We start from the raw sequence: 17,384 nt of genomic DNA on the forward strand, positions 1-17,384 counted from the left end.
GCCCGTGCAGGCAACCGATCCATCAGCCCTGTAACGTGGCCATGTCGATCACGAACCGGTACTTCACATCACCGGCAATCATCCGCTCGTAGGCCTGGTTGATGTTGCGGATATCCAGCATTTCGATATCGCAACGGATGTCGTGCTCGGCGCAGAAGTTCAGTACTTCCTGAGTCTCGGCAATGCCCCCGATCAACGACCCCGCCAGCACCCGGCGCTTCATCACCAGGTTGGCCGCATGCAATGCCGGGTCGATCGGTTCGATCAGGCCGACCAGGATGTGCACACCGTCGAACTTCAGCGTTTCCAGGTACGGGTTGAGGTCGTGCTGCACCGGAATGGTGTCGAGCAGGAAATCGAAACGGCCAGCAGCGGCGCGCATCTGCTCGGCATCGGTGGAGACGATCACATGGTCGGCCCCCTGGCGGCGCGCTTCCTCGGCCTTGGCCTGAGAGCGCGTGAACAGGGTCACTTCCGCCCCAAGGGCCTTGGCCAGTTTGATGCCCATGTGGCCCAGGCCGCCCATGCCGAGGATGCCGATCTTGTGGCCCGGGCCAACGCCGTGGTGCTTGAGCGGCGAATAGGTGGTGATGCCGGCACACAGGATAGGGGCAGCGCTGGGCAGGTCCATGCCGGCCGGTATGCGCACCACGAAGTGCTCGCTGACCACGATGCTGCTGGAGTACCCCCCCATGGTGTTGCTGCCGTCGACCCGGTCCGGGGTGGCGTAGGTCATGGTCGGGCCCTCGAGGCAATACTGCTCCAGGTCCTTGGCGCAGGCTTCACAGGTACGGCACGAGTCGACCATGCAGCCGACGCCTACCAGGTCACCGACCTTGTGCGCGGTGACCTTGTCGCCCACCGCCGTGACCCGGCCGATGATCTCGTGGCCCGGCATCAGCGGGTACACTGCAATGCCCCATTCGTTGCGCGCCTGGTGGATGTCGGAGTGGCACACGCCGCAGTACAGGATGTCGATGGCGACGTCATCCGGGCGCGGGCTGCGGCGTTGGAACGTCATGGGGGCCAGGGGGCTGGTGGGGGTTTGAGCGGCGTAACCGATGGCGGTATACATGCAGGGCCTCGCAGTGAAGTGAAACGATTCAGGCGACGCATTCTGCGCGTCGTTCGCCGCCTCGCCCACGGCTGATTCTCCGGCATGCATGCCTGATTCTCCGAAGGAGTCATCTAACACCTGGCGCCACGCCCTCAATCTGCGATGATCAAACTGTCTGATTCTCTGCCCTTGGTCCACCATGCAACTGACCCGTCACGTCGACGCCAATGCGCCGCTTTGCGCACTGATCCGCAGCCTCGCCACGCGCCCAGGCTTTGTGCCCACGCACCTGCCCCAGGTACAGGTGCTGAGCTGGGACCACTATGTGGCCAGCAGCCCGCAGATCTACGAACCAAGCCTGATGATCCTGGCCCAAGGCAGCAAGCTGGCGCGCCTGGGGCCGCGCACCCTGGAGTACGGCGCCGGGCATTACCTGGTGCAGGCGTTGTCGGTGCCGTTCATGTGCGAAACCTTCGCCACCCCTGACGCGCCATTGCTGGGCGTGGCGGTGGACATCGACCGTGGCGTGCTAGGTGAACTGGTGCAGAGCATGGGCCTGGTGCCGGACGCTGCAGTACAGGCGCAAACACCGCAATCGATGACCTCCGCAGCACTGGATGCGCCAATGCGCGAAAGTGTGGAACGGCTGCTGCACTGCCTGCAGGACCCGCTTGACGCCAAGGTACTGGGCCCGGCGCGCGTACGCGAGGTGCTGTATACCGCGCTGCGCGGCCCGCAGGCCGGTGTGTTGCGAGCACTGGTGGAGCAACAGGGGCACTTCGCCCGCATCGGCGCCGCCCTCGCCCACCTGCGCGAGCACTACGCCGAGCCTCTGAGCGTGGAGGCACTGGCCGCGCGGGCCAACATGAGCGTTTCGACCTTCCATGAACACTTCAAGCGCTGCACCGACATGGCACCGATGCAGTACCTCAAGCGCTTGCGGCTACTCAAGGCGCAGCAGATGCTGATCGGCGAAGGCCTGGGAGTAGCGCAGGCAGCGCACCGGGTGGGCTATCAGAGCACCTCGCAGTTCAGTCGCGAGTACAAGCGCCAGTTCGAGCGCAGCCCGGGGGATGAACAGCCCTATCTGAGCTTGCCTGTGTAGCGAAGCCAGTTTATCAAGCATGCCCACACAGTGGTCGGCGCTTCATGTTTGCCGTTCGACCATGGCGATAATTGCGGCCTTGAGCTCAGCCTTGGCCTGCCCGGCCTCCAGTTCCCCTGCTGCAGCCGCCTGGGACAGTGCATCCGCTGCCCCCACCAGCAGGCGCATGCCGGCAACCCCTACATTGCCGCTGGGCGAAAACCCGGCCAAGGCTTCACGGCACTTGTCCAGGAACGGCTGCTCGTACGCCCGCTTCAGCGCCTCCATTTCCGGCGACCCGGCCAGCGCTGCCGACACCCCAGGTATCTCCCGGCCCTGGCTCATTACGCAGTCCACGTAGGCCTCGGCGATCACCCGGGCGCGGCTGGCCAGGCTGGCTTCACAGCTGGCCAACGCTCGCGCCAGCATCTGCGACTGACGCGCATCGTATTCCTGATACAGCGCCACCAGCAGCCCGTTGCGGGTCTCGAAATGGTCGTAGACCACCGGCTTGGTCACCCCCGCCTGTTCGGCCAGGCGGCCCAGGCTCAAGGCATCGGTACCCTCCTCCCGCACCAATTGCCAGGCCATATCCAGCAACTGCCTGCGTCGGTCGTCGCGGCTCAGGCGCTTGCGGGAACGTGCTTGATCATCGCTTGACATCGATTACCTACCAAAAGTAACTTACTAATCGTAACTTACCTGGAGTATATAACGCTTCAGGCCACCCTGCATCCTTGAATGGAGAGCCACCATGCACGCTCTTATCGTCGTCGGTCACCATGACCCGCAATCCCTCACCCACGCGCTGGCCCGGCAGGTTGCCGACGGCCTGGCCAGCGTCGGCCACAGCAGCGAAATCGCCGACTTGGCCAGCGAAGGCTTCGACCCCCGCTTCAGCCTGGCAGACCATGCCGTGCACCGCCGGCTGGCAGCACCGCCGGCCGATGTACTCAACGAGCAGGTACGCATCGAGCGCGCCGATGCCCTGGTGCTGGTCTATCCGATCTACTGGTGGTCGCTGCCGGCCTTGCTCAAGGGCTGGGTCGAGCGGGTATTCAGCAACGGCTGGGCGTTCGACTATGAAGGGGGCACCACGGTCAAGAAATTGCGCGGCATGAAGGTTCACCTGGTCGGCATTGCAGGTGCCGATACAGGCACCTTCGAGCGGCATGGCTATGGCGAGGCGATGCGCGTGCAGATCGAGCACGGCATCTTCGACTATTGCGGCGCAGAAGTACTCAGTTCCACATTGCTGGATGACAGCGAAGGGTCTGACCAGCTTCCCCACTTGCACCACGCACACGCTTTGGGCAAAAAACTGTTTGCAGATTGCCAGGCCGCAGCCTGAACCGGCGCAGTGCCGCTACTCAAGTAGCGGCAGCCTCGGTTCTGCAAGCCACCCATTACAGGAAATCAGACGACCCGGCTACCATTGAGAACGATTCACACTCACAGCCGGAAGCCAGGCGTTGGACAGCACATCGACCCGTAAACTGGGCTTTTTCTTCAGCGACCACCATCGCTGGTTGCTCCAGCACATCCAGAAACGCCTGCGCAACCACACCGACGCCGAGGACACCGCCGCCGAAACGTTCTGCCAGATGCTCAGCGCACGTGTCGACCCAGACAGCATTCAGCAGCCTCGCGCCTACCTCACCGTCATCGCCCGTCGGCTGATCTTCGATCGCCATCGCCGTCGCCAGCTCGAGCAGGCCTACCTGGAGCACCTGGCTCTGCTGCCTGAGGCCGTAGCGCCATCGGCCGAGGAGCAACTGCTGCTGATCGAGGCCCTGGTGAGCATCGATCAGGCACTGGACGGCTTGCCGGCAGTCGTCAAAGCCACCTTCCTATACAGCCAGCTCGACGGCATGCACTACGCCGACATCGCGGCAAAGCTGCAGATCAGTGAACGCTCTGTCAGCCGCTACATGAAACAGGCGCTGCGCCAATGTTACCTGTGCGAGGTGCAGGCATGAGCAGGCCTGCCTTGGACCGGGTCAGCGAGCAGGCCATCGACTGGATGGTCGAGCTCAGGGCCGCTACGCCTGACCCGGCGCTGCTGCAACGGGTCAGGCTGTGGCTGCAGCAAGACCCCGCTCACCAACAGGCCTGGAACCGCCTGGAGCAACGCCTTGGCCATCCGTTCGCGGCGTTGCTCGCCCTGGATCAGCGGTCCCCTGGCCAAGCAGCAGAGGCACGCCGATTGCTGATGCAGCCTACTCGCTCACGGCGTGACGTAGTTGGCGTCATGGCCAGTCTGGGGCTGTTCGGCGCGGCGCTGTGGGGTGGATGGCGCAGCGACACCACCCAAGGATGGCTGGCCGATTTGCACACGGGCCTTGGCGAGCGGCGCAACTTTACCTTGGCAGACGGCAGCCGCCTGAGCCTGAACAGCGCCAGTGCGGTCGACGTGCAGTTCGATGCCGGACAGCGCCTTCTGGTGCTGCGTCACGGCGAGTTGCTGATCCAGGTTGCGCGCGATCCGTTGCGCCCCTTGCGCGTGCGCACCGCGCAAGGGCAAGTGCAGGCGTTGGGGACGCGGTTTCTGGTCAGCCAGGAGCAGGACGCCACACGTGTTGTGGTACTGCAGCACAGCGTCCGCGCCAGTCTGGCCAATGGACAGTGGGCGGAGCTGCAGCAAGGGCAGGCTGCCCTGCTACGGAACAACACCATAGAACGCCTGACAGGCGAGCAACAGCAACGTGCTGCATGGCTGGAGGGCCGCCTGGAGGTCCTCGACCAGCCTCTGCATGTGGTGATCGACGCGCTGCGCCCCTACCAGCGCGGCTACATCCGGCTCGCCCCCGCGGCACGCGATCTGCGGGTGCAGGGCGTATTTCATCTGGACCAGCCACAGCAAGCGTTCAAGGCGTTGGCCGAGGCCCTTCCAATCAGCGTGCAGCGCTATGGCCAATGGCTGATGTTGATCGACCTGAAATCCGCCTGATAAAAATATTTATCAAAATCATTCGCAATCGTGGCAAGTTTTCTTTGCTCATCCCACATACCTCCTGACAGCCACTTCATTCGGGAGTAATCCGTGTACAACCCCTTGCCCCGCGCCCTGCCTCTGGTCGCTGCCCTGGCCAGCTTCAACGTGCTTGCCCAGGCGCAGACCCAAGTGTTCGACCTGCCACCCGCCAGCCTGGCTCACACGCTCAACCGCATCGCCAGCCAGAGCGGCCACATCATCGCGCTGGAGCCAGCACTGGTGCGCGGCAAGCAGGCACCTGCCGTGGTCGGCCACATGAGTGCCGAGCAGGCCATGCAAGCTGCGCTGGCCGGTAGCGGCTTGCAGTTGTGGGTTTCCGCCGAGGGCCATTTCAGTGTGGCGGCTGGCAATCTGGGCAGCGACGTCATGGAACTGGGCAGCACCAGCATCACCGACAACTATGTGGGTGCAACCAGCGAAGGCACCGGGTCGTATGCCGCCCGCGCGGTGACCCTGGGCAAAGGCACGCACACCCTCAAGGAGATTCCCCAGTCAGTCACCGTCATCACGCGCAAGCAACTGGATGACCAGGGCATCACCGACTTGCAGGACGCGCTTAACCACACCACGGGCATTGTCGGCGCGCAGGGCATTGGCCCTGGCGTGGTCGTGACCTCGCGTGGCTTTCAGATTGATGACTGGCAATACGACGGTGTGCCAATTACGCGAAACAACTATTCGCTGGGCAACTGGGCAACCCAGGACCTGGTGTTCTTCGACCGGGTGGAAGTGCTGCGCGGTGCTTCGGGCCTGTTGCAAGGCACCGGCAGCCCAGGTGGCGCAATCAACCTGGTGCGCAAGCGTGGCCAAACGGCGCCGGCCGTTACGCTGACAGGCAAAGCTGGCTCCTGGGACCACTATGGCCTGCAGCTGGATGCCGGCGGCCCGCTGACGACCGACGGCCGTGTGCGCGGGCGACTTGTCGCTGACGAGGACCAAAGCGACAGCTTCATCGATTATGTCTGGAGCAAAAACCATTCGCTGTACGGCTCGCTGGACATCGACCTGACCGATGCGACGACAGTGGGCGGCGGCATAAGCTACAACCGTCAGCAGTCCCGGCCGATGCTACGCGGCCTCCCACGCTACGCCAGTGGCAAACCGGTCGACCTGCCGCGTTCGACTTACACCGGCGCCCGCTGGAGCCGCGCAGAAACCGACGTCACCACGTACTACCTGGACCTTGAACACCGCTTCAACGATGACTGGACCTTCAAGGCCGCAGCCGTACGCATGGATGAAACCAACACATCCACCCACCAGCGCGTGCAAAGCACCCGCCAGGGCGTTGCGCCTGACGGCAGCGGCATCACCTACGCCGACTGGCTCACCGATTTTCACTCGACCAAGCTGGGCCTGGACATGAACGTGGTAGGCCACTTCAACACCGGTCCCCTGGCCCACGAAATCACCGTGGGAGGCAACTATTCCAAACTGACGTCGGATGACGCCTATTGGCGCAACTTCGACGCCGGCGGCAACATCTTCGACATCGACCATGACCGCCCGGAGCCCAGCCGCGACAGCGTATTCGATGGCGACGCTGCACGCTCCAACAGGGCCAGCTACGACATCCGCCAGAAGGGCCTGTATGGCGCCTGGCGCATCAAGCCTACCCAGGATCTGACTTTGATCCTCGGCACGCGTGTCAGCTGGTTCGACTACAGCTGGGATTCGATCGACTTCGAGAGCCTGACCGACGCCGGTACCCGCTACCCCACCAGCCGCATGACCGAAACGGGCCAAGTCACCCCTTATGCCGGCTTTGTCTATGACCTGACCCGCGAATGGGCCTGGTACGCTAGCTACACCGACGTGTTCGTACCGCAAACCGAACGCGCCGTGGGCAATGCGCCGCTCAAACCGGTGATCGGCAGCAACTACGAAACGGGTTTGAAGGGCGAACTGCTCGAAGGCCGGGTCAACGCCTCGATCGCACTGTTTCGCTACGACCAGGAAAACCGCGCCGTCACCGACGTAGCCTCGGGCTTCGCCTGCGATGACTGGTACTGCTCCACCGCAGCGGGCAAGGTGCGCAGCCAAGGCGTTGAAGCCGAAATCAGCGGCGAAGTGCTGAGTGGCCTGCAGCTGTTCGCAGGCTACACCTACAACACCACCAAGTTCCTCGATGACCCTGACGAGAAAGGCCGCACCTTCAGCCAGTGGACACCCAAGCACATGCTGCGTGCATGGACCGATTACACCCTGCCACTGGACGGCCAGCGCTGGAGCACCGGCCTGGGCTTCACCACCCAGAGCCACACCCTCGGCTACGAGCGTACCTACACCGTGCCTGGCTATACCGTGTGGAGCGCACGCCTGGCGTACCAGCTAACCCCCGAAGTGAACCTTGCCGTCAACGCCAACAACCTGTTCGACAAGAAGTACTGGGTTGCAGGCTTCAACCAGCTCAATGGCAGCAACAACTATGGCGAGCCACGCAACTTCATGCTGACGGTGAAATACACCCCGCAACTCTGACCCCGGGTCAGCCTGCCAGCGGCCACTGCGCCAAGGGCCGGTAAGCGCCCTTGCGCGACTCGTAAAGCGTGAAGTGGCGCGCGCTGAGGTAGAACTCCGGCGCGCTGCTGGCCTCGGGTGGTTGCCCGCGGTAATCCCTGGACAGGGTCAAGTGTGGCCGATACTCACGGTTGGCCGCCTCCCCCCCCAACGGCAGCAGTGCCTGCTGCAAGCCGTACACCAGTTGCAACAGGGCTGGCGGTGTCTGCTGTGGCTCCAGCACCAGCGCGCCGGCCCGCTGCCACACCTGCAAGCGGTCAAGCAGAAGCCGCGGTGCCATGGCCGGCAGCGCCAGTTGATCGACTGCCGCACAGATCGAAGGCACCTGGGCGGTATCTACATCGCCGAGGAACAACAGCGTGACGTGGAAGTTGGCCGCCGGCACCGGTTTGCCGCTGCGCAGGTTCAGCCCGCGCCGCCACTGGGCCAGGTCACGGCGCTGCGCGTCGCTGACCGGCAAGGCGAAGAACAGCCGCTTGAACGGGCTACCGCTGGGACGTATATCCTGAACCATACAAACTCCCTGACATGAAACGTTTGCGCAAGGCGGTAGGGTATTACACCAATGTCGCCCCGCAGTTTCATAACAATAAGTACAAACTACCCCCATGATTGTTTATGCTGGCGGGCTCATGCCTCGGAGCATGGCCATTTTTCGACAAGTAAACGTCCATGAAAATTGCACTCGTACTTATCTTCGTCTTCTCGATCGCCTATGTTCACCTGCGCGGTCGGGTTCGCCACAAGCTGACTCGCCAGCTGGGCGACCACTCCAGCTTCCTGGCCCCGATCAACACCTTCCTGTACCTGTTCTCCAAACACCCGGCCAAGCCCTACCTGCCGGTCGAGGCCTTCCCAGAACTGAAACCGCTGCAGGACCACTGGCAGGAGATCCGTGAGGAAGGCCGCCAGTTGCTGCACGTAGGCGAAATCAAGAAATCCGACAATTACGATGATGTCGGTTTCAACTCGTTCTTCAAGACCGGCTGGAAACGTTTTTACCTGAAGTGGTATGGCGAAAGCCACCCGTCGGCAATGGCCCTTTGCCCGCGCACGACCGAGCTGTTGCAAGGCATCGGCACGGTCAAGGCCGCCATGTTCGCTACCCTGCCTCCGGGAGCCAAGCTGGTGCGCCACCGTGACCCGTATGCCGGCTCGTACCGCTACCATCTGGGCCTGGACACGCCGAATGACGACGGCTGCTACATCGACGTGGACGGCGAGAAATACGCGTGGCGCGATGGTGAGGGGGTGATCTTCGATGAAACCTACATCCACTATGCGGCCAACACCACCGAGCACAACCGCATCATCCTGTTCTGCGACGTCGAGCGCCCGCTCAAGTACCGCTGGGCAACTGCGTTCAACCGCTGGTTCAGCCGCAACGTGATGGCCGCTGCCGCAGCGCCCAACGATGCCAGCGACAAGACCGGTGGCATCAACCGCCTGTTCACCCGCATCTACAAGATCCGCGAACGTGGCAAGGCGCTGAAAAAGCGCAACCGCATGCGCTACTACCTGGAAAAATGGGCAGTGGTCGCGGCGTTGGTGCTGGTGTTCATCTACATCTGAAGGCTCAACGCAGGCCACTGTACGAGTGACCTGCGTTTACCCACCAAAGTACCGCCTCGCACGTGCCACGCTTCGACTAGCCTGAAAGCTCCACTCGCAACCCTCCAAGGTGAAGACGATGAGCATGATGGACTGGGACGCCTACCGTAAGCAGTTGATGGCCGGCATCGGCGATCTCAAGCAACTCTCCCCCGACACCGTAGCCGGCTACATGACCGCCAGCGGTGCAGGCGCCAAGACCAACCACCTGGATGCCAAGACCCGCGAGCTGATCTCCTTGGCCGTGGCTGTGACCACCCGCTGCGACGGCTGTATCGCCGTGCATTCGCAACAGGCCGTCAAAGCGGGTGCCAGCCGCGAGGAAATTGCCGAGGCCCTCGGCGTGGCCGTGGCCATGAACGCCGGTGCCGCGCTGGTGTACTCGGCCCGCGCAATGGACGCGGTGGGCAAGGCCAACGGTTGAGCACAAACGGCGTCGGCGCCCTTGCGCGACGGCGCCGCGCCACCCAGACTGGGCGGCTCACCCCGCGCAGGAACCCGCATGATCCACATTCGCCCCATGACGCCGGAAGATTTCGATCGTTTCTGGCCCACCTTCCAGGCCATTGTCCAAGCCCGTGAAACCTACGCTTTCGACCCGGCGCTGAGCTTCGAGCAGGCCCGCCAGCTGTGGCTGGAGCTGCCCTTGCACACGCTGTTGGCCGAAGAAGATGGCGAGCTACTGGGGTCGTATTACCTCAAGCCCAATGCTGCCGGGCCTGGTGCGCATGTGGGCAATTGCGGCTACATGGTCTGCGAACAGGCGCGCGGCCGGGGCGTGGCGCGCTTGATGTGCGAGCACTCGCAAAAGCTGGCGCGTCAGGAAGGCTTTCTGGCATTGCAGTTCAACTCGGTGGTAGCCACCAACGCAGTGGCCGTGGCGCTATGGCACAAGCTGGGCTTTGAAACAGTCGGCCGTTTGCCCAAGGCCTACCGTCATGCCCGCCTGGGGCTGGTGGACTGCCTGGTGATGTACAAATGGCTGGCGGATGAGCCGGTGGTGGAGAAGCCGCCGCTGCTGATCGGGCGCAAGAACATCGAGGCACGGGTATCGCGGCGCCGCGGGCGCTAGCTTTTCAGGCAAGCCTGCCTCCCCAGCCAACTCATCACGCTGGGGCCTGATGTTCTTGCCGAATGGGGCTCCGGCGCCGAAAGAACGCACAACCTGTTGTTTTTTCTCAGCATTCACAGCACACCAACATTTGACGCCCCAGCCTTTCAATGGTCAGATGCGGGTCAGTTTCAGGTGCCCTGCGCCGCCGCGCGCAGGGTGAAACGGGAAACCGGTGCGTCGTGTTGCCCACGACAAGTCCGGTGCTGCCCCCGCAACGGTAAGCGAGTGAACCCTTCGAGATACCACTGTGCTCAAGCATGGGAAGGTGAAGGTTTCATGCCCCTCGCAAGCCCGGAGACCGGCCTGGAGCTTCACTTGGCAACCCGCGGTGGGCGGGCGCAGGCCGGAATCCGTGCGCGCGCCTGCCTGCATGGTTCGCCTTTGCGTGTTTTCCACCGGGATCCATTCATTCCTGCAGCAGTGGAACGACATGTCCCGTATGTTCAAACTTCACCCCCTGGCGGCCTGCCTGGCCGTTGCCCTGCCGGCGCTGGCTGATGACCGCGACCCGCAGCCTCTGGCCCTGCCTTCCACGGCCATCACCGACACCCTGGACAGCCGCACCATCGACCTGGCCACGCCGACCCGGGCCGGCTCGCGCCTTGGCCTCAGCGCCCTGGAAACACCGGCCAGCACCAGCAGTATCAGCGAACGGCAGATTCAGCAGCGCAACAACATCACGGTGCAGGATGCAGTGACCCGCTCGCCGGGCATCACCTTCGTCGGCTCCCCGGGGGACGGCGGTACAGGCCTGTCTGCCCGCGGCTTTGCCGGCCACAGCTCAGTGATGACCCTGTTCGACGGCGCGCGCCTGTACACCGGTGCCGGCACACAGACCTTCCCGGTCGACCCGTGGATGGTCGAACGCATCGAGGTGATTCGCGGCCCGGCCTCGGTAGTGCATGGCGAAGGCGCCACCGGCGCAGTGATCGACGTGATCCCGAAAAAACCTTTTGCCGGCGAGGTGCGCAACCACCTGCGCCTGGGTTACGGCTCGTGGGACCGCCAGCAGCTCGGCCTGGACAGCGGCGGCAGCCTCAGCGAACGCCTGAGCTACCGCCTGACGCTGAACCAACAGGCCGGCAATGGCTGGGTCGACCGCACCGCTTCACGTAGCCTGGCCCTGAGCGCCGCGCTGCGTTTTGACGCCAGTGATGACCTCAGCTTCACGCTGGCCCATGACCGCGGCGATGCACAACCTGCCAACTACTACGGTACCCCGCTGATCGACGGCCACTACCACAGCAGCCTGCGCAAAAAGAACTACAACGTGCAGAATGACGTGCAGCAGTACGTTGATGAATGGACCCGGCTCACGACCGACTGGGCGTTGAACGACCAGCTCAGCGCCAGCAACCAGCTTTACTACATCAAAAGCCGCCGCCACTGGCGCAACGCCGAGGACTACAGCTGGGACGCCGGGCGTCAGCAGTTGCTGCGCGGCAGCTACCTGGAAATCAAGCACAACCAGGAACAGTTCGGCGACCGTCAAACCTTCACCTTCGACCACACCCTGTTCGGCCTGGCCAGCAAGACCGTGCTCGGTGCCGAGTACAACAAGGTGCGATTCAACGTCGACAGCAATTCACCCTACAACGATGTGGGCGGCGACTACCTCGACCCGTGGCAGCCGCAGCCCGGCGGGTTCCATAGCGACTCGCCGTTGCGGCCGCAAACGCTCTCGACCACCCATACCTTTGCCCTGTTTGCCGAGAACCGCCTGCAATTGAGCGATCGCCTGTCTTTGGTTACCGGCGTGCGTCGCGACCAGAACCACATCGACCGCAACAACTTGACCAACGACAGCCGCAGCGATCGCAGCCTGCACGGGGGCAACTGGCGCGTCGGGCTGGTGTACGCACTCAACGACGACCTGTCGTTGTACGGCCAGTACTCGACCAGTGAGGACGGGGTCAACAACCTCATCAGCCTCAGCCCCGCGCAGATGAACTATGACCTGACCGAGGCGAAGCAGACCGAGGCAGGTCTCAAGCAGCGCTTTTGGGAGGGACGTGGCGAATGGACGCTTGCCGCCTACCACATCGTCAAGAAAAAGCTGCTGGTGGACGACCCGATCACCCACGAGAAGCAACAAGCCGGGCAGCAGACCTCCGATGGCCTGGAAGCGACGCTGGAGCTGGCCCTGGCCCATCAGTGGCAGGTGTCGGCCAACGCATCGCTGGTACGCGCCAAGTACGACGACTTCGACGAAATGGTCGGCGGCCTGCCGCAGGACCGCGCAGGCAACCGGCCGGCCAACGTGCCACGGCGTACCGCCAACCTCTGGTTGAGTAAAGGCTTCGGCCAGCAGGTCGAGGCCGGCATTGGGGCGCGCTATGTGGATGAGCGTTATGCCGATACCGCCAATACCCAGAGCGCCCCCGGGTACACCGTGGTCGATGCCAACATCGCCTGGCAGGTGTTGCCGGATGTGAAATTGGGGTTGCAGTTGAACAACCTGTTCGATCGCGAGTATGTGCAGGCGGCGTTCAGCGGGCAGCAGTGGTTGATGGGGATACCACGGTCGTACTTCGCGACGGTGGATTACAGCTTCTGATCTGGGTGGCTTGTGCCGCGAGAGCCCGGCACTGGCCACACAAAAACCCCTACCCCTCTTTCATCGCCTTGTTATACGATAACGTTTCACATGACATCAATTCCTATTAGATACCCCATGACAAGTGCCAGCGCCACGCCCACGCTGATCACCCAGCGCCTGCAGAGCATCGATGCCCTGCGCGGCCTGGTGATCCTGTTCATGCTCCTGGACCATGTCCGCGAGACTTTCCTCCTGCACCGCCAGGTCAGCGACCCCATGGCCATAGACACCACGGAACCGGCGCTTTTCTTCAGCCGCACCCTCGCCCACCTGTGTGCGCCTGTGTTCGTCCTGCTGACCGGTCTTTCGGCCTGGCTGTATGGCGAGAAGCATCAGGGCCGTGGCGACGTCTCGGCGTTCCTGTTCAAACGCGGGCTGTTCCTGGTGGTGCTGGAGTTCACCCTGGTCAACTTCGCCTGGACCTTCCAGTTGCCCCCGAGCGTGATCTATCTGCAAGTGATCTGGGCCATCGGCGTCAGCATGATCGCCCTGTCGCTGCTGGTGTGGCTGCCGCGCGCCGCGCTGCTCGCCCTTGGCGCCAGCATCGTCGCCGGCCACAACCTACTCGACGGCCTGCACTTTGGCGTGGATTCAGCCCTGCATGTGCCGTGGGCAATCCTGCATGATCGCGGCTGGCTGGCGTTTTCCGAAAACCTGCACCTGCGCACGTCTTACCCGGTACTGCCGTGGATCGGCGTCATCGCCTTGGGTTACGGCCTGGGGCCCTGGTTCGCCCGCGGCAGCGATGCCGGCCAGCGCCAGCAAAACCTGCTGGTGGCAGGTTTGCTCGCGCTGCTTGGCTTTGTCCTGCTGCGCATGTTCAACGGTTACGGTGAGGCACCCTGGAGCGGTTACCCAACCTTCACGCAAACCCTGATGAGCTTCTTCAACATCACCAAATACCCACCGTCGCTGCTGTTCCTGACCCTGACCCTGGGCTGCGGCCTGCTGCTGTTACGCGCTTTCGAGCGGGCCGGCCAGGCGCGCTGGATCACTGCCCTGGCGGTGTTCGGTGCGGCACCGATGTTCTTCTATCTGCTGCACCTGTATGTGCTGAAGCTGCTGTACCTGGCCTGCGTGGCGCTGTTCGGGCTCAACCATGGCGACTACTTCGGTTTCGACGGTGTTGCAGCGATATGGCTGGGCGCAGTACTGCTGGCGGTTTCGCTGTACCTGCCGGTGCGCGGGTTCGCCCGCCTGAAGCAGCGTCGCCGTGACATCCGTTGGCTGAAGTACTTCTGAAAAGCGTTTTCACCTGGTGACGCGATGGTCTACCATGCGGGCCGCCGGTTTCCACCACGGAACTAACAGGGAATCCCAGGCCTGCCAATACGGGCCAAACGGAACTGCCCCCGCAACTGTAGGTGCCGAGCCTGCTCCATCGATGCCACTGGGCCTACCGCCCGGGAAGGCCGGAGCCGGGCCGTGACGCACCAGTCAGGAGACCTGCCGGCCTACATTCACCAACCGGCGGGGTGTCCGGGATTGGCCATCCGTGTTGCCCCAGCCACCCGCTGGGGCTCGGCGATGCCTGTCCGTGCGTTCCTCACCAGAACTGTCCGATAGGAGATCGCCCAGCATGCTGCCCCGTTTCGCCACCCTGCTCGCTGGCCTAGGCTTCACTGGCCTGGCCCAGGCCGCTGCCACCCACTATCCGCTGACGGTCGACAACTGCGGCAAGCCGCAGGTTTTTGCCCAGGCGCCGCAGCGCGCCGTCACCATCGGCCAGGCCGGTACCGAGCTGCTCTATGCCCTGGGGCTGGGTGACAAGCTGGCGGGCACCTCGCTGTGGTTCAACAACGTATTGCCGGAATACCAGGCGGTGAACGCCAAGGTGCCGCGCCTGGCCGACAACGACCCCAGCTTCGAGGCGGTGGTCGGCAAGCGCCCGCAGCTGGTCGCGGCGCAGTTCGAATGGATGGTCGGTGCCCAGGGCGTGGTCGCCACCCGCGAGCAGTTCGATGAGCTGAAGATCCCCACCTACGTGCTGCCATCGGACTGCGAGGGCAAGGACAACCTGGTCGGTGCAGACGGCACCCGCCTGCAAGCGTTCCAGGTAGACAGCATCTACAAGAGCGTCAGCCAACTGGCCGAGATCTTCGACGTTCAGGACCGCGGCGCGGCACTGAACGCCGAGTTGCAAGGGCGCCTCGACAGCGCCAGGGCACAACTGGCCGGCAAGGACCTGTCGGCAACTTCGGCGCTGTTCTGGTTCTCCAGCGCCGACCTGGACATCGATCCCTATGTGGCCGGCCGCCAGGGTGTCGCCGACTTCATGTTGCGCACCCTCGGTGTGCGCAACGTGGTCGAGTCCAGCGAAGAATGGCCAAGCGTAGGCTGGGAAACCCTGGCCAAGGCCAATCCGACCTGGCTGATCATCGCGCGCATGGACCGCCGCCGTTTCCCCGCCGACGACTACCAGAAAAAACTCGAATTCCTGCGCAGTGACCCGGTAACCCGCAACATGGACGCGGTAAAGCACGACCGCATCATTATCCTCGACGCCGACGCCATGCAGGCCGGCATCCGCCTGTTCCGCGGCGTGCAGACGCTGTCCACGGCCTTCGCCAGCGGTAAAGCAGCCCTGTGATGATCCGCCTTTTACCCTGCATCGCGGTTGCCCTGGCCGCTCTGTTGGCCGCCCTGCTGGCCGGTACCGCCATTGGCGAAACCAACCTGTCGCCCAGCGTGGTTGGCCAGGTGCTGGCCAACCACCTGTGGCAAGCCGCCTACCCGGTGGACCCGATCGACGCCGGCATCGTCTGGAACTACCGCCTGACCCGCACCCTGGTCGCGGCCGCTTGCGGCGCCGGGCTGGCCACCTGCGGTGTCATCCTGCAGGCGATGTTGCGCAACCCACTGGCCGAGCCCTACCTGCTAGGGCTGTCTGCCGGTGCCTCGACCGGCGCGGTGCTCGTCGGCCTGCTGGGCCTGGGTAGCCTGGCATTAAGCATGTCCGCAGGGGCTTTCATCGGTGCCGGTGCCGCATTCGCCCTGGTGCTGGTGCTGGCCCGCGCGGCCGGCCCCAGCAGCAACAATGCACAGGTCATCCTTGCCGGTATCGCCGGCTCGCAGCTGTTCAATGCACTGACAGCCTTCCTGATCACCAAGTCGGCCACCGCCGAACAGGCGCGCGGCATCCTGTTCTGGCTGCTGGGCAACCTGAGCGGCGTGCGCTGGCCTTCGGTGTGGCTGGCCGTACCGGTGGCGGTTTTCGGCTTGCTGGTGTGCCTGTGGCATCGCCGTGCGCTGGATGCCTTTACCTTCGGGGCCGATTCGGCCGCCTCGCTGGGCATCCCGGTGCGGCGCACCCAGTTGCTGCTGATCAGTTGTGCAGCGCTGGTGACGGCTGTGATGGTGTCCATTGTCGGCGCCATCGGTTTTGTCGGGCTGGTTATACCCCATGCCCTGCGCCTTCTGCTCGGCCCCGGGCACAGCCGTCTGTTGCCCGCCAGCGCACTGGGTGGTGCGCTGTTCCTGATTGCGGCAGACATTCTTTCGCGCACGCTGATCACCGGCCAAGTGATCCCGGTGGGCGTGGTTACGGCGCTGATCGGTGCCCCCGTATTCGCGCTGATTCTGGTCAGCCGTCGGGGGCGCCCATGACAGCCATGGCAACTGTTCGCATCTCTCCACTGACCTGCCATGGGCTGGGGCTGCAACTGGCCGGCAATACCGTGCTCAGCGATATCGACCTTCGCGTTGTCGCCGGTGAAACCCTGGGCATCGTCGGCCCCAACGGCTCGGGTAAATCTTCGCTGTTGAAGTTGCTGGCAGGGCTGCGCACACCCGCCTGCGGCAGCGTGCAGCTCCTGGGTGAGCCATTGGCACAGATGCCCCGCCGACGTGTTGCCCAGGCGCTGGCGCTGGTCGAGCAGCAGGCCGACACCCTCGATGCGATCAGTGTGTTCGACGCGGTTGCCTTGGGCCGTACGCCGTGGCTCTCGGCCCTGGCACCGTTCTCCCGGCAAGACTGCGCCATCGTCGAGCAAGCCCTGGCCGACCTCGACGCCCTGCACCTGCGCACGCGCCAGTGGGGGTCGCTGTCCGGTGGCGAGCGCCAGCGTGTGCACATCGCCCGCGCGCTGGCCCAACGGCCGCAGGTGCTGCTGCTGGACGAACCGACCAACCACCTGGACATTCAGCATCAGCTAAGCCTGCTGCAACAAGTGCAGGCGCTGCCGGTCACCACCCTGGTGGCGCTGCATGACCTCAACCAGGCGCTGACCTGCGACCGTGTCGCGGTTCTCGACAAGGGCCGTCTGGTCGCCCTCGGCAAACCCTTCGAAGTGCTTACCCCAGAGCGCCTGCTGAGCACCTTCGGCGTCCACGCCCACTACCTCATCGACCCTTTCGACGGCGCGCGGATCCTGCGCTTTCGCGCCCCCTGAACCTGGTAGCCTG

Annotated in this window: 16 protein-coding genes and 2 riboswitches; of the genes, 13 read left to right on the forward strand and 3 right to left on the reverse strand. The window is 63.8% G+C overall.

Features of this window, described 5'->3' with window-relative positions:
• Positions 1-22: 22 nt before the first annotated feature.
• A complete protein-coding gene (gene calA, locus ACF8FG_RS17265; protein ID WP_014591583.1) occupies positions 23-1,075 on the reverse strand; it encodes a vanillin reductase in 1,053 nt (350 codons plus the stop codon).
• Between the two features lie 181 nt (positions 1,076-1,256).
• Between calA and ACF8FG_RS17270 the strand changes: the two genes are divergently transcribed.
• Positions 1,257-2,162, forward strand: coding sequence for an AraC family transcriptional regulator (locus ACF8FG_RS17270; RefSeq protein WP_070384040.1), 906 nt, complete (start codon positions 1,257-1,259; stop codon positions 2,160-2,162).
• A gap of 42 nt (positions 2,163-2,204) precedes the next feature.
• Here the strand turns inward: ACF8FG_RS17270 and ACF8FG_RS17275 are convergent, their stop codons facing one another.
• A complete protein-coding gene (locus ACF8FG_RS17275) occupies positions 2,205-2,804 on the reverse strand; it encodes a TetR/AcrR family transcriptional regulator (protein WP_076403271.1) in 600 nt (199 codons plus the stop codon).
• A gap of 91 nt (positions 2,805-2,895) precedes the next feature.
• Between ACF8FG_RS17275 and ACF8FG_RS17280 the strand changes: the two genes are divergently transcribed.
• The 4 genes from ACF8FG_RS17280 to ACF8FG_RS17295 all read left to right on the forward strand — a co-directional run bounded on the left by ACF8FG_RS17280 (position 2,896) and on the right by ACF8FG_RS17295 (position 7,617).
• Positions 2,896-3,492: an NAD(P)H-dependent oxidoreductase gene (locus tag ACF8FG_RS17280; RefSeq protein WP_070384042.1), complete on the forward strand. Its 597-nt coding sequence runs from the start codon at positions 2,896-2,898 to the stop codon at positions 3,490-3,492.
• 121 nt (positions 3,493-3,613) lie between these two features.
• Positions 3,614-4,120, forward strand: a complete 507-nt coding sequence (locus ACF8FG_RS17285; RefSeq protein ID WP_014591587.1) for a sigma-70 family RNA polymerase sigma factor — start codon at positions 3,614-3,616, stop codon at positions 4,118-4,120.
• Positions 4,117-5,091, forward strand: a complete 975-nt coding sequence (locus ACF8FG_RS17290) for a FecR family protein (RefSeq protein ID WP_070384044.1) — start codon at positions 4,117-4,119, stop codon at positions 5,089-5,091. Before ACF8FG_RS17285 ends, ACF8FG_RS17290 begins: the two co-directional genes overlap by 4 nt.
• A gap of 93 nt (positions 5,092-5,184) precedes the next feature.
• A complete protein-coding gene (locus ACF8FG_RS17295) occupies positions 5,185-7,617 on the forward strand; it encodes a TonB-dependent receptor (RefSeq protein ID WP_019437468.1) in 2,433 nt (810 codons plus the stop codon).
• A gap of 7 nt (positions 7,618-7,624) precedes the next feature.
• Here ACF8FG_RS17295 and thpR read toward each other — a convergent pair whose 3' ends face one another.
• Positions 7,625-8,170: an RNA 2',3'-cyclic phosphodiesterase gene (thpR, locus tag ACF8FG_RS17300; RefSeq protein WP_014591590.1), complete on the reverse strand. Its 546-nt coding sequence runs from the start codon at positions 8,168-8,170 to the stop codon at positions 7,625-7,627.
• Positions 8,171-8,328: 158 nt separating this feature from the next.
• Between thpR and lpxO the strand changes: the two genes are divergently transcribed.
• The 8 genes from lpxO to ACF8FG_RS17340 all read left to right on the forward strand — a co-directional run bounded on the left by lpxO (position 8,329) and on the right by ACF8FG_RS17340 (position 17,371).
• Positions 8,329-9,228: a lipid A hydroxylase LpxO gene (gene lpxO, locus ACF8FG_RS17305; RefSeq protein WP_014591591.1), complete on the forward strand. Its 900-nt coding sequence runs from the start codon at positions 8,329-8,331 to the stop codon at positions 9,226-9,228.
• 118 nt (positions 9,229-9,346) lie between these two features.
• On the forward strand, positions 9,347-9,691 hold the full coding sequence (locus ACF8FG_RS17310; RefSeq protein ID WP_014591592.1) for a carboxymuconolactone decarboxylase family protein: 345 nt from the start codon (positions 9,347-9,349) through the stop codon (positions 9,689-9,691).
• A gap of 78 nt (positions 9,692-9,769) precedes the next feature.
• The gene (locus ACF8FG_RS17315) at positions 9,770-10,339 is read left to right on the forward strand and encodes a GNAT family N-acetyltransferase (protein ID WP_003250500.1); all 570 of its coding nucleotides are present in this window, start codon (positions 9,770-9,772) and stop codon (positions 10,337-10,339) included.
• Positions 10,340-10,494: 155 nt separating this feature from the next.
• A riboswitch (cobalamin riboswitch) is annotated at positions 10,495-10,703 on the forward strand.
• Positions 10,704-10,811: 108 nt separating this feature from the next.
• Positions 10,812-12,938: a TonB-dependent receptor gene (locus ACF8FG_RS17320; RefSeq protein ID WP_318078995.1), complete on the forward strand. Its 2,127-nt coding sequence runs from the start codon at positions 10,812-10,814 to the stop codon at positions 12,936-12,938.
• A gap of 117 nt (positions 12,939-13,055) precedes the next feature.
• Entirely contained in the window at positions 13,056-14,222 is a 1,167-nt protein-coding gene (locus tag ACF8FG_RS17325; RefSeq protein WP_014591594.1) for a DUF1624 domain-containing protein, read from the forward strand.
• Positions 14,223-14,250: 28 nt separating this feature from the next.
• Positions 14,251-14,449, forward strand: a riboswitch (cobalamin riboswitch).
• A 110-nt stretch (positions 14,450-14,559) separates the two neighbouring features.
• Positions 14,560-15,570: an ABC transporter substrate-binding protein gene (locus ACF8FG_RS17330; RefSeq protein WP_019437466.1), complete on the forward strand. Its 1,011-nt coding sequence runs from the start codon at positions 14,560-14,562 to the stop codon at positions 15,568-15,570.
• Positions 15,570-16,586: an iron ABC transporter permease gene (locus ACF8FG_RS17335; protein ID WP_019437465.1), complete on the forward strand. Its 1,017-nt coding sequence runs from the start codon at positions 15,570-15,572 to the stop codon at positions 16,584-16,586. The genes ACF8FG_RS17330 and ACF8FG_RS17335 overlap by 1 nt, the downstream gene beginning before the upstream one ends.
• Complete coding sequence (locus ACF8FG_RS17340) at positions 16,583-17,371, forward strand: ABC transporter ATP-binding protein (RefSeq protein WP_019437464.1); 789 nt, start codon at positions 16,583-16,585, stop codon at positions 17,369-17,371. The genes ACF8FG_RS17335 and ACF8FG_RS17340 overlap by 4 nt, the downstream gene beginning before the upstream one ends.
• The last annotated feature ends 13 nt before the right edge of the window (positions 17,372-17,384 follow it).

Origin of the sequence: Pseudomonas sp. YQ_6 (assembly GCF_043103245.1) — a bacterium.
Classification (GTDB): Bacteria; Pseudomonadota; Gammaproteobacteria; order Pseudomonadales; family Pseudomonadaceae; genus Aquipseudomonas; species Aquipseudomonas alloputida.

Excerpts from the sequence above, each read along its gene's own strand:
- ACF8FG_RS17320 (WP_318078995.1), top strand. The coding sequence starts at position 10,812 with ATGTCCCGTATGTTCAAACTTCACCCCCTGGCGGCCTGCCTGGCCGTT.
- ACF8FG_RS17290 (WP_070384044.1), top strand. The coding sequence starts at position 4,117 with ATGAGCAGGCCTGCCTTGGACCGGGTCAGCGAGCAGGCCATCGACTGG.
- lpxO (WP_014591591.1), top strand. The coding sequence starts at position 8,329 with ATGAAAATTGCACTCGTACTTATCTTCGTCTTCTCGATCGCCTATGTT.
- ACF8FG_RS17330 (WP_019437466.1), top strand. The coding sequence starts at position 14,560 with ATGCTGCCCCGTTTCGCCACCCTGCTCGCTGGCCTAGGCTTCACTGGC.
- ACF8FG_RS17340 (WP_019437464.1), top strand. The coding sequence starts at position 16,583 with ATGACAGCCATGGCAACTGTTCGCATCTCTCCACTGACCTGCCATGGG.
- ACF8FG_RS17315 (WP_003250500.1), top strand. The coding sequence starts at position 9,770 with ATGATCCACATTCGCCCCATGACGCCGGAAGATTTCGATCGTTTCTGG.
- ACF8FG_RS17275 (WP_076403271.1), bottom strand. The coding sequence starts at position 2,804 with ATGTCAAGCGATGATCAAGCACGTTCCCGCAAGCGCCTGAGCCGCGAC.
- ACF8FG_RS17270 (WP_070384040.1), top strand. The coding sequence starts at position 1,257 with ATGCAACTGACCCGTCACGTCGACGCCAATGCGCCGCTTTGCGCACTG.
- thpR (WP_014591590.1), bottom strand. The coding sequence starts at position 8,170 with ATGGTTCAGGATATACGTCCCAGCGGTAGCCCGTTCAAGCGGCTGTTC.
- ACF8FG_RS17325 (WP_014591594.1), top strand. The coding sequence starts at position 13,056 with ATGACAAGTGCCAGCGCCACGCCCACGCTGATCACCCAGCGCCTGCAG.
- ACF8FG_RS17280 (WP_070384042.1), top strand. The coding sequence starts at position 2,896 with ATGCACGCTCTTATCGTCGTCGGTCACCATGACCCGCAATCCCTCACC.
- ACF8FG_RS17310 (WP_014591592.1), top strand. The coding sequence starts at position 9,347 with ATGAGCATGATGGACTGGGACGCCTACCGTAAGCAGTTGATGGCCGGC.
- ACF8FG_RS17335 (WP_019437465.1), top strand. The coding sequence starts at position 15,570 with ATGATCCGCCTTTTACCCTGCATCGCGGTTGCCCTGGCCGCTCTGTTG.
- calA (WP_014591583.1), bottom strand. The coding sequence starts at position 1,075 with ATGTATACCGCCATCGGTTACGCCGCTCAAACCCCCACCAGCCCCCTG.